Source organism: Nonomuraea sp. NPDC050394 (assembly GCF_044459065.1).
GTDB lineage: Bacteria > Actinomycetota > Actinomycetes > Streptosporangiales > Streptosporangiaceae > Nonomuraea.
This window is the reverse complement of sequence record NZ_JBITIO010000010.1, coordinates 247684-258670: the sequence shown is the minus strand read 5'-3', so window position 1 is coordinate 258670 and position 10987 is coordinate 247684. Positions and strand designations below refer to the sequence as shown.

At 71.5% G+C, this 10987-nt stretch carries 11 protein-coding genes; 6 read left to right on the top strand and 5 right to left on the bottom strand.

What is annotated here, in order from left to right; genetic code table 11:
• Positions 1 to 8: 8 nt before the first annotated feature.
• Positions 9 to 998: a LacI family DNA-binding transcriptional regulator gene (locus tag ACIBKY_RS34520; RefSeq protein ID WP_397103350.1), complete on the bottom strand. Its 990-nt coding sequence runs from the start codon at positions 996 to 998 to the stop codon at positions 9 to 11.
• Positions 999 to 1160: 162 nt separating this feature from the next.
• On the opposite strand from ACIBKY_RS34520, the gene ACIBKY_RS34515 reads away from it, so the two are divergent.
• Together ACIBKY_RS34515 and ACIBKY_RS34510 are read left to right on the top strand one after the other, a co-directional pair.
• Positions 1161 to 2021, top strand: a complete 861-nt coding sequence (locus tag ACIBKY_RS34515) for an amidohydrolase family protein (protein ID WP_397103348.1) — start codon at positions 1161 to 1163, stop codon at positions 2019 to 2021.
• On the top strand, positions 2018 to 2590 hold the full coding sequence (locus ACIBKY_RS34510; protein ID WP_397103346.1) for a cysteine dioxygenase: 573 nt from the start codon (positions 2018 to 2020) through the stop codon (positions 2588 to 2590). The genes ACIBKY_RS34515 and ACIBKY_RS34510 overlap by 4 nt, the downstream gene beginning before the upstream one ends.
• A 7-nt stretch (positions 2591 to 2597) precedes the next feature.
• Here ACIBKY_RS34510 and ACIBKY_RS34505 read toward each other — a convergent pair whose 3' ends face one another.
• The 3 genes from ACIBKY_RS34505 to ACIBKY_RS34495 are packed head-to-tail and all read right to left on the bottom strand — an operon-like array spanning position 2598 to position 5545.
• Positions 2598 to 3686 (bottom strand): glycerophosphodiester phosphodiesterase, encoded by a 1089-nt coding sequence (locus ACIBKY_RS34505; RefSeq protein WP_397103344.1) that lies wholly within the window; start codon positions 3684 to 3686, stop codon positions 2598 to 2600.
• Between the two features lie 20 nt (positions 3687 to 3706).
• A complete protein-coding gene (locus tag ACIBKY_RS34500) occupies positions 3707 to 4369 on the bottom strand; it encodes a hypothetical protein (protein WP_397103342.1) in 663 nt (220 codons plus the stop codon).
• A gap of 3 nt (positions 4370 to 4372) precedes the next feature.
• Positions 4373 to 5545 (bottom strand): MFS transporter, encoded by a 1173-nt coding sequence (locus tag ACIBKY_RS34495; protein ID WP_397103340.1) that lies wholly within the window; start codon positions 5543 to 5545, stop codon positions 4373 to 4375.
• 69 nt (positions 5546 to 5614) lie between these two features.
• Here ACIBKY_RS34495 and ACIBKY_RS34490 point away from each other — a divergent pair, with 69 nt between their 5' ends.
• Positions 5615 to 6604, top strand: a complete 990-nt coding sequence (locus ACIBKY_RS34490) for a LacI family DNA-binding transcriptional regulator (protein ID WP_397103338.1) — start codon at positions 5615 to 5617, stop codon at positions 6602 to 6604.
• Here ACIBKY_RS34490 and ACIBKY_RS34485 read toward each other — a convergent pair.
• A complete protein-coding gene (locus ACIBKY_RS34485; RefSeq protein ID WP_397103336.1) occupies positions 6561 to 7769 on the bottom strand; it encodes an MFS transporter in 1209 nt (402 codons plus the stop codon). The two genes, ACIBKY_RS34490 and ACIBKY_RS34485, sit on opposite strands and share 44 nt — an antisense overlap.
• Before the next feature lie 116 nt (positions 7770 to 7885).
• On the opposite strand from ACIBKY_RS34485, the gene ACIBKY_RS34480 reads away from it, so the two are divergent.
• The 3 genes from ACIBKY_RS34480 to ACIBKY_RS34470 all read left to right on the top strand — a co-directional run bounded on the left by ACIBKY_RS34480 (position 7886) and on the right by ACIBKY_RS34470 (position 10987).
• Entirely contained in the window at positions 7886 to 8884 is a 999-nt protein-coding gene (locus ACIBKY_RS34480) for an ArsR family transcriptional regulator (RefSeq protein WP_397103334.1), read from the top strand.
• Positions 8885 to 8927: 43 nt separating this feature from the next.
• Positions 8928 to 9869 carry a sugar-binding transcriptional regulator gene (locus ACIBKY_RS34475; protein ID WP_397103332.1) on the top strand — a complete coding sequence of 314 codons (942 nt, stop codon included), beginning with the start codon at positions 8928 to 8930 and terminating at the stop codon, positions 9867 to 9869.
• A 68-nt stretch (positions 9870 to 9937) separates the two neighbouring features.
• A complete protein-coding gene (locus tag ACIBKY_RS34470) occupies positions 9938 to 10987 on the top strand; it encodes a sugar ABC transporter substrate-binding protein (RefSeq protein WP_397103330.1) in 1050 nt (349 codons plus the stop codon).

Genomic DNA, 10987 nt, shown 5'->3' with positions numbered 1-10987 from the left:
GGTCCGGGTCAGGCGACGTCTCTGATCGAGCCGCGCTCGCGCAGCGTGGGCTGCTGGACGACCCGGCGGCGCTTCGGCCCGCCGTCGACCGCAGCGACCGCCAGGCGGACGGCGGCTCTGACGATGCCGGCGATGGTCCAGTCGACGGTGGTGAGGCCGGGCGTGAGCAGGCCGGACATCGGATGGTCGTCGTAGCCCATCACCGACACGTCGTCCGGGATCGACAGGCCCAGCTCGGCCGCCGCCGCGTAGACGCCGTAGGCGATGGAGTCGGAGAAGCAGAAGACGGCGCTCGGCCGGTCCTCCTCCAGGATGCGGCGGGCCGCGGCGGTGGCGCCGGCCAGCTCGTAGGGGGCGGTGGTGACCTCCAGGTCGAGCCCCAGCCGCTCGGCCTCGGCGCTGACGTGGACGTCGGCGGGCCGGTCGGGGGTGCTGGGGCGGGTCGGGGTGAGGACGGCCACCCTGCGGTGGCCGAGTGCTTGGAGATGCTCCAGGGCCAGCGTCACGCCGCGCCGGTTGTCGAAGACGACCTCGCCCGCGGTGCCCGCCAGGGAGTCGCCGACCGAGACCACGGGCAGCGATTCGCACAGCTCGGGCCAGAAGGCCGCGGCGGGGTCGACCGGCTGCACGATGAGCCCGTCGACGCGCTGGTCGCGTAGCTGCTGGGCGAGGGCGCGCTCGCGGTCGGGGTCGCCGACCGCGTCGAGGATCAGCGCGTAGCGGTCCTTCTCCCGCAGGCCCCTGCTGATGCCGACGGCCAGCGACTGCTGCCACAGGTCTTCGAGTGAGCCGCAGAGCACACCGATCATGCCGGTACGGCCGCTGGCGAGGGCACGGGCGATGGGGTCGGCCTCGTAGCCGAGTTCGGCGGCGGCGGCCCGCACGCGCTCCATGGTCTCCTCGGAGACCTGCATGCCGCGCAGCGCATAGGAGACGGCGGCCGGTGACAGGCCTGTGGCCTGGGCCACTTCCTTGATGGTCGCTCTCTTGCGGGGCATCAAGCCAGCCTATTGCGTGTGGCCGACAGAAGGGCGCAGCGTTGACAGGACGGTAGGTGAAGCGGTTCACTGAACCGTATCAGTGAACCGCTTCACGCTTGTGTCTTCCGAGGCGGCGACGTTTACCTATATTATCAGTAGGAAATACAGGGAGGTGTGGCCGTGAGCATCGATGTGCATCAGCACCTGTGGACGCGTTCTTTCGTGGAGGCGCTGCGTGCGCGTACGGCCGCGCCGTACCTCGACGGGTGGACGCTCCACCTGGACGGCGAGCCGCCGTACGAGGTGGACCCGGCCGACCACGACCCCGCCACCCGCGAGACCGGCGAGCTCGCGCTCGTGTCGCTGTCCAGCCCGCTCGGCATCGAGTCGCTGCCGCCGGAGGAGTCCTGGCCGCTCATCGAGGCTTACCACGACGGCGCGCTGGAGCTGCCCGAGCGCTTCGGCGCCTGGGCCGCCACCTGCCACAGTGAGCCCGACCCCGCCCGTCTGGCCAAGGACCTCGACCGCGGCTTCGCCGGGCTGCAGATCCCGGCCACCGCCGAGCCCCTCGACGAACTGCTCGACGTGCTGGTGGAGCGGGACCTGCCCCTGCTGGTCCACCCCGGCCCCGCCGCGGGCGGCCCCGGCCGCCCGTCCTGGTGGCCGGCCGTCGTGCCGTATGTCCAGCAGATGCACGCGGCCTGGTACCACTTCCACGCCGTCGTGCGCCCGCGCCACCCGAAGCTGCGCGTCTGCTTCACCCTGCTCGCGGGCCTGGCACCGCTGCACTCCGAACGCCTCATCGCCAGAGGCGGCCAGAACCGCGGCCTGGTCGACCCCGGCTTCTACGTGGAGACCTCGAGCTACGGCCCGCGCGCGATCGACGCGATCGTGCGCGAGCTCGGCGTCGACGTCGTCGTCAACGGCTCCGACGCCCCCTACGCCTCGGCCCCCGACCCGGGCCTCGGCAACGCGGCGGCGCACGCCATCCGCGTGACCAACCCCCGTCGTCTACTCGGCAGAAAGGAGAACCGCACATGAGCACGCGACTGGTCAACACAGCCGAGCTCCCCGGCGAGGCAACCCAGACTAAGGACGGGGGCGCCTGCACCCGCCTCCCGGAGCGCGCCCTCGATCGGCGCGAGCTGCGTGACCTGGTCAACGACCTCGCCGCCAACCCGGACGGCTGGCAGGAGCTCGTCGACTTCCCGCAGGACGGCGGCCGCCACTACGCCTCGCTCTACCGCGACGCCTACGTGGACGTGTGGCTCCTGTGCTGGCGGCCCGAGGACGACACCGGCTGGCACGACCACGACATCAGCTCCGGCGCCGTGCACGTGGTGCAAGGCGCGCTGCTGGAGTGCAACCCGCGCATCGGCGGCGAACACCTGGAGACGGTGGTGGGAGAGGGCCAGTCGTTCTCGTTCGGCCCCGACCACATCCACCGTCTCAACGGCGCCACCTCGCACAGCGTCTCGATCCACGCCTACTCGCCGCCGCTGTGGCGGCTCGGCCAGTACTCGATCGACGACGGCGGCGTGATGCGCCGCACGTCGGTGAGCTACGCCGACGAACTGCGTCCGCTCGACTCCGCCGCCGAGGTGGCCTGACCCCGGCTCAGCCGCGCCCGCTGACGACGGCCCGGCCCATGGCCGGGTCGTCGCAGAACGCGCCGTCGATGCCCAGGGACACCAGCCGCGACAGGAAGCCCATCACGTCACCGGTCGCCCGCGCGTAGACCGGGCTGGCCGGGTTGCCGAGGCGGTGGTCCAGGGGGAGCTGGGAGTTCTCGTTGCGGATCGTCCAGATGTGGACGTCCAGGCGGGCCCGGTGCGCGTCCTTCACCAGCGTGGTCGGCGGCTGCAGGCGGCCGTCGGCGCCCACCGGGAGAATGCGGCGGGTGTCCACGCCGACGCCGTTGGCGTAGGTGGCCACCTCGCGCAGGCCCTGCGGCTTCACCATGTCGTCGTAGGTGCGCGGGTCGCCCGAGACCGTCCAGTCGTACGGCTTGCCGCCGAAGGTGATCAGCTGGATCAGCGGCAGCCGGGTCTTGGAGCGCATCTCGCGCAGGTTGGCGGTCTCGAAGGACTGGATGAACGCCTTGCGCACCCGGTGGCGGCCGAGGATCTCCAGGAGGGGCTCCTCCAGGGACAGGCCGATGGAGTCGAAGTAGGTCGGGTGCTTGGTCTCGGGATAGACGCCCACGCGGTGGCGCTGGGCGAGCTGGACGACCTCTTCGAACGTGGGGATCTCGGCCAGGCCGTCGAAGGCGGCGTTGTCGGGCCGCAGGTCCGGGATGCGTTCCTTGGCGCGCAGGGTCTTGAGCTCGGCCAGCGTGAAGTCCTCGGTGAACCAGCCGGTCACGGGGCGGCCGTCGATGGTCTTGGTGGTGCGGCGGCCGGCGAACTCGGGGTGGGCGGCGACGTCGGTGGTGCCGGAGATCTCGTTCTCGTGCCGGGCGACGAGCACGTGGTCCTTGGTGGACACGAGGTCGGGCTCGATGTAGTCGGCGCCCATCGCGATCGCGGCCTCGTAGGACAGGAGGGTGTGCTCGGGGCGGTGGGCGCTGGCGCCCCGGTGCCCGATGACGACCGGCTCCCTGGGCGAGTGAGCCGCGACGGGCTCCGATGAGATCAGCACGACGGCGACCGTAACACCGGCCAGCACCTTGCCCCATAATCTGCCCGAAAATCGCTGCTGCATCATGCCGCGCAGAGTAGACCCGCTTAGTGACGCGCGAGAACACAGCAGGTGGAACACGGCTCAACATCCGGCAGCGTGATCCACAGGCAGCAGGTCTTGCGGAAGTAGCCGTCGCCCGAGGGGGTGAGCAGCCCGTCCACGGGCTTGCCGATCTCGCGCAGCAGCGTCATGTAGTCGCCCTTGACGACCTGGGTGAGCGGGTGCGCGACGGCCTCCGCGGTGGAGCCCCACAGCGTGCGCTCGCCGACTCTGGCCATGCGGCTGAGCACCTTGACCAGCGGTGCCTGGGATTCGGCCAGCGCGCCCGCGATCGCCGCCGCGCCACTCTCCCACGTGATCCGCGAGGCCCCGATGGTCACGCCGGCCTCGGAGACCTTGAAATACGTGTCCCGAAGCCTCATGACAGGCACGCGCCCATCCAGCGCCCACCCCAGCGCCATCGGGAACATGTGCCAATACCCGTAGGTCTTCCACAACAGCGCCGCGCCGACGTGGCGTGGCGCGTTCCAGCGCCCCGCCGTCTGCTCCACAAGCTCCCCCATCAGCGTGTACGGCTCCCGCACCAGCTCGGAGACGGCGGTCCAGCTCCCGTCGGGTTCGATCTCCAGCCCGGGATCCACCCCGAGCACGCCGTCACGACCCGCGGCGACCCGCCGGAGCACCTCCGTCAGCACCGAACCCTCCACGCCCTATAGGTTAGCCTTACCTAAAGTAGCAGGCCGTCCCGCGAGCCATCCCACGATGAGCTGGACCACCAGGATCACCAGGCCCACGCCCAGCGGAGCGGTCCACCCGCCCGAGGTCTGCCGCAGCGCCCCGAACAGCACCGGTCCCACCGCGGCCAGCACGTACCCGGCCGACTGTGCCACCGCCGACAACGCCGTCACGGCCGTCGGATCGGGCGCCCGCAGCGTGATCAGCAGCAACGCCAGCCCGAACGCCGCCCCCTGCCCCACGCCCAGCACGATCATCCACAGCCAGGGCACGGCGACCGGCGCCACCAGCAGCCCGAGGTAACCGGCCATCGTGAGCAGCACGGCGGCGGCCACGTACCCCGACTGCGAGCGCCGCCGTCCCGCCAGCACCGGCACCGCGAACGTCGCGCCCACCTGCACGAGCGTCGTCATGCTGAGTAGGTATCCGGACTGGTCGGCCGGGAGCCCTGCCTCCAGGAAGACGGTCGGCAGCCAGGCCAGGATCACGTAGAAGGTGAGCGACTGCAGGCCCATGAGGCCGGTGACGTACCAGGTGATCCGGCTGCGGATGACCGCGCGGAAGGGGCGGGGACCGTTCTGGGCGGCGGCCTGCTTGCCCAGCGCCTGCGGCAGCCAGAGCAGCGCACCGGCCAGCGCGGGCAACGCGATCATGGCGGAGACGCCGCGCCAGCCGTACCCTGTGGATCTCTCCAGGGGAATCATGAGCGCGGAGGCGGTCGCCGCGCCCGCGCTCGCGGCGGAGCTGTAGATGCCGGTGAAGAGGTTGACGCGACCGGGGAAGTGCTGTTTGACGATGCCGGGCATGACGACGTTCATGACCGCGATGGCGGTGGCGGCGATCGCGGCGCCCGCGTACAGGGCGGGCGCGCCGTCGAGGGTGCGCAGGACCACGCCGAGCGCGAGCACGAGCAGCCCGGCGAGCAGCGTGCGGTCGAGGCCGATCCGGCGGGCCAGCACCGGCGCGAGCGGACCGAAGACGCCCAGGCAGACGATCATGACCGTGGTGATCGCACCACCGCCCGCGGGGGTGAGGCCGACGTCGGTCATGATCTCGTCCAGCAGCGGCGAGACACCCGCGATGGCCGGGCGCAGGTTCAGCGCGGCGAGCACGAATCCGGCGACGAGCAGTACGAACCTGAACGACATAGGGGATCTACTCTCGCATAACCTCCTGACAACGTTGTCTAGGGGTGCCGCTTGAGAAATGATCGCATCGTGAGACCGACGATGAAGGACGTCGCCTCGGCCGCCGGAGTCGCGCTGAAGACTGTATCGCGGGTGGTCAACGGCGAACCCGGCGTGAATCCGGCCACCGCAGAGCGGGTGCGCGCGGCCATCGACGCGCTCGGCTACAGCCGCAACGAGAGCGCCAGAGTCCTGCGCCAGGGCCGTACCTCCACGGTCGGCCTGGTCATCGAGGACATCTCCGACCCTTTCTACTCGGGTCTCGGCCGCGCCGTCGAGCAGGTCGCGATCGCCCACGGCTGCCTGCTGCTGAGCGGTTCCTCCGGCGAGAACCCGGAGCGCGAGCGGGAGCTGGTCCGCACGTTCTGCGCGCGCCGCGTGGACGGGCTGATCGTGGTCCCGGCCGGTGACGACCATTCCTACCTGCGGCCCGAGCTCGACGCCGGCACACCCGCGGTCTTCGTGGACCGGCCGCCCGGCCCCGGGATCGACGTGGACACCGTGCTGTGCGACAACGCGGGCGGCGCCCGGCTGGCCGTCGCGCACCTGCGCGAGGCGGGGCACCGGCGGATCGCCTTCCTCGGCGACAGCCCGTCCATCTTCACCGCGGCCGAGCGGCTGAAGGGCTACCGCGCGGCGCTGGGCGGGCTGTCCGACCCGGCGCTGGTCTCGATGCGTGCCCCCGACCTGGCCGGCACCGTCGCCGACCTGGAGCGCATGCTCGGCCTGCCCGACCCGCCGACCGCGCTGTTCACCGGCAACGGCCGGCTGACCGTCACCACGCTCAGGGCGCTGCGCGGGCGGCCGCTCGCGCTGGTCGGCTTCGACGACTTCGAACTGGCCGACCTGCTCACCCCGGGCGTCACCGTGATCGCCCAGGATCCGGCCGGGCTCGGCCGGGTGGCCTCCGAACTGCTGTTCCGCCGCCTGGCGGGTGATCGCGGCCCCGCGCAGCACCTCCAGCTCCCGGTACGCCTCATCGCCCGCGGATCGGGCGAGCAGGCCCCCTCAGCTGCCTGAACAGGGCCAGCGCCACCACCACCCCGGCCGCGCCGCCGATGACCATGGCCGCCGGCGGGCCGGTCAGCTCGCCCACGCCGCCCACGATCGCCGCCCCCGCCGCCTGCCCGGTCATCAGCCCCGCCGACTGCAGGCCGAACGCCTGCCCGCGCACGTGCTCGGGCACCGCCTCCAGGAAGCGCCGCTGCAGCCCGAGCTGGTAGGCCAGCCCGGCCGTCGCGCACGCCGACAGCACCGCCGCCCACACCACCCCCGGTTCCAGGGCGAAGAACAACCAGGGCACTCCGAGCAGCACCGCGAGCGGCAGCGACAGCCGTTCGCGCAGGGACGGCGCGGCGAAGCGCCCCACGACGAACTCCCCCACCGCCATGCCCACCGCCGCCGCGGCGAGCACCACGCCCGCCTGCCCCTGCCCGCCCATGTACGGCACGACCATCGCCTCCGGCCCCGCCAGGCACAGCACCGGCAGCCATCCGGCCAGCAGCAGCCCGCGTACCCGCCGGTCGGCGAGCAATTCCCTGTTCACCCGCAGCGTGGTACGCACCGCGCCCCGCTCCCCCTCCTGCCGAGCCTCCCGGTACGGCAGGCCGAGCCGCAGCACCAGCGCGGCCGCCAGCGAAAGGACGGCGGTGACCGCCAGCGCCCCATGCGCTCCGGTCCAGGCGAGGAACACCCCGCCCAGCGCCAGCCCGCCGACCTGGGCCCCGGCGGAGGTGACCCCCATCAGCGACCTGGCCAGCACGAACGCGTCACCCGGCAGCACGTCGGGCAGCATCGCGTTGCGCGCCGCCCCGAACACCGGCGAGAACAGCCCGGTCACCAGCACCAGCGCGAGCATCGCCCACACCGGCAGCCCGGCGAAGGCCAGCAGGAGGCAGACGACCATCCTGACCAGCTCTCCGGCGATCATCAGCGCCCGCGGCGGCAGCCGGTCGGCCAGCGACAGCAGGAACATGCCGCCGAAGATGTAGGGCAGCCAGCCCGCCATGTAGGCCGCCGCCGACAGGCCCGGTGAGCCGCTCTGGGCGTAGACGAGCACCGACAGCGCCAGCATCTTGACCGAGTCACCGGCGATCAGCAACGCGAAGCTGCCGAACAGCACCCTGAACTCCCGCACGGCGAAGACCTCGCCGAAGGTGGCGCCGCGCTCACTCGTCTGGGACAACACGACTCCTCGCGAAAGCGGAATGGCGGCTCCGGAGGGAGGTTCGGAGCCGCCGGTCGTCACGATGCTGGGCCGTGCTCTCCCGTACAGGCCAAACTTTCGGATATAACCGAAAGGTGTTCAGGGTCGAAGTCACCCCGCAGGACGTGGTGGCCAGCAGGTTCGCGATCTCGCCGCTGGTCGAGACCATGCACGCGCAATGGGTGCTCGACGGCCGCACCGAGGCGGGGGTCCACGCCAACTGGACGCGGCGCTGGCGCGAGCATTACCGGGAGCTGGAACGGCGGCACCCGGCGCTGCGCGCGGCGGCGGTGATCTCCGGCAACAGGGGCTCGGACAACGTGGACTTCCTGGCCCCGCCGCCGACCGGCGTGAACGTGCCGTTCGAGCGGGAACTGGCGGCCATGCGGGCCACTCCGGTCTCCCAGGCGCACGCGGAGATCGACCGGGCGCTGGCCGGACGGCGCTCGGCGCACCGGCCGGCGGTTCCCGGGCCGATCAGCGAGATGCTCCTCGGCCCGGACGTGGTCACGCTGCTGGCCGACGCCTACGAGGCGCTGTGGGCGGAGATCGTCTCCACGAGCTGGCCGTTCTTCCACGCGGTGCTGGAGCGGGACGTCGTGCAGCGGGCGGGGCGGCTGGCCACCTACGGCTGGGCGGCGGCGCTGGACGACCTCAGTTCCCAGGTGCGCTGGGACCCCTCCGGGCACATCGAGGTACGGCTGCGCGACACCGTGGGCAGGACTCACCGGCTGGGCGGCAAGGGGCTGCTCTTCCTGCCGTCGGTGTTCACCACGGGGCTGGGGTTGTATCTGGAGGAGGCGTGGCCGTACGCGCTGACCTATCCGGCGCGCGGGATCATGGCGGGCACGGCCGTCTCGCCGGGCGGGCTGGCCGGGCTCGTCGGGCGCACCCGCGCCCGCATCCTGACCGAGCTGGCCGCGCCGGCGACGACGACGCACCTGGCGGCGTTGTTCGGGCACAGCGCGGGCACGACGGGCGGGCACCTGGCGGCGCTGCGCCGGGCCGGGCTGGTGTCAGGCACGCGAACCGGACGCAAGGTCCTTTACACTCGCACCGCGCTCGGCGACGCCCTGGTGCAGGGACAGGTATAGTCGAGATCATCCGTTCAGCACAAGTGTTCAAGGGAGCACGCGCATGAATCCCGAGACCGAAGCGCGTTTCCCGCACCAGCTGATGTACACCGCGGCCAAGCAGTACTACCTGGAGGACGCCACCCAGGCCGAGATCGCCGCCAGCCTGGGCGTGAGCAGGGCCACCGTCAGCCGTTTACTGACCGAGGCCCGCAAGCAGGGCATCGTCGAGATCCGCGTGCACCGGCCGGAGACGCTGGAGGACGGGCGCCTGGCCGCCGAACTGGCCGGATTCCTGGGTATCCAGCGCGTCTACCTGGTGCCCAAGGTGAGCGGGCCGAAGCTCGGGCCGTGGCTTGCGCCGGGCCTGGCCCGCGCTCTGGCCGACACCGGGCTGGAGCCGGGCGACGTGGTGCTCGTCTCCTCGGGCAGCACCGTCTACGAGTGCGCCCGCGAGGGGCTGGGCAGGTTCCCCGGCGTCACGGTCGCGCCGGCCGTCGGCGGGCAGGAGGAGCCGCAGCCCTGGTTCCAGACCAACGAGACCACCCGCATCCTTGCCGAGGGCCTTGGCGGAGTGCCCAGCTACCTGTACGCGCCCGCGCTGCCGGGACCGGAGCTGTTCTACTCGCTGCAGCACGAGCCGTCCGTGCGCCGGGTCATGGACCTGTGGGCGCGGGCCAAGTGCGCCATCATGGGCGTCGGCTCGGCGCCGCTGATGCGCCAGGTCGTGCCCGCGTTCGTCCCGCGTGAGGCGCCCGGCCTGAACCAGGCCGTCGGCGACGTGTGCTCGCGCTTCTACGACCGCGACGGCGAGCCCGTGGGCTACTCCGGCAGCGAGCGGCTGGTGGCCACGAGCCCCGAGGAACTGCGGCGCATCCCCCACTCGATCGCGGTGGCCGTCGGCACCGAGAAGGCGGCCGCGATCGTGGCCGCGGCCAAGGGCGGCTACTTCAACCGGCTGGTCACCGACGCGACGACCGCGGAGAGCATCCTTACCATCTCGTAGAAATTTTGCTCTGGACATCTGTTCTGTGGTCGCGTTAGCGTGATGCGCACCACAGGACGGAGGTCGCCGTGAAGACAACCCTGACGGCCGCATTGGCGGTGGCGTTGCTCGCCGGGTGCGGGAGTGCCACAACCACCGGGGGCACGGGCTCGACGGAAGGCGCGAAGGTCGCCTTCCTCATGCCCGACCTGGCTTCGACCAGGTACGAGCAGGCCGACGCCCCGCTGTTCAAGGCCAAGATGAAGCAGCTCTGCCCGAGCTGCGAGGTGATCTACCAGAACGCCGACTCCGACGCCTCCAAGCAGCAGCAACAGGCCAACTCGGCCATGGCCCAGGGGGTCAAGGCCATCGTGCTGGACCCGGTCGACTCGGCCGCCGCGGCCTCCATCGTGAAGTCCGCGCAGTCGCAGCAGATCGCGGTCATCGCCTACGACCGGCCCATCCCGGCCACCCCCGCCGACTACTACATCTCCTTCGACAACGAGAAGATCGGCTCGATGATCGCGCAGTCGCTCGTCGACCACCTCAAGAAGGAGAACGCGAAGGGCGGCCTGCTCCAGGTCAACGGCTCCCCCACGGACGCCGCGGCGGGCCTGATCAAGAAGGGCATCCACAGCGCGGTCGACCCGAGCGGCTTCAAGCTGCTGGCCGAGTACGACACCCCCGACTGGCAGCCGGAGAAGGCCCAGCAGTGGGTGGCCGGCCAGATCAGCCAGTTCCGCGACGACATCGCCGGCGTGGTGGCCGCCAACGACGGCACCGGCGGCGGCGCGATCGCCGCCTTCAAGGCGGCCGGCGTGAAGGTGCCGCCGATCACCGGCAACGACGCCGAACTCGCCGCCGCCCAGCGCATCATCGCCGGCGACCAGTACAACACGATCTCCAAGCCCATCAAGATCGTCGCCGAGGCGTCGGCCGTGGTGGCGTGGGAGTTCATGCAGGGCAAGAAGCCCGCGGGCAAGGCCACGCTGTACAACACGCCGTCGGAGCTGTTCGTGCCGACCGTGGTCACCAAGGAGAACATCAAGGAAGTGCTCTTCGACAGCGGGCTGATGAAGGCGGCCGACGCCTGCAAGGGCGAGTACGCGGCGGGCTGCGCCGAGCTGGGCATCAAGTAA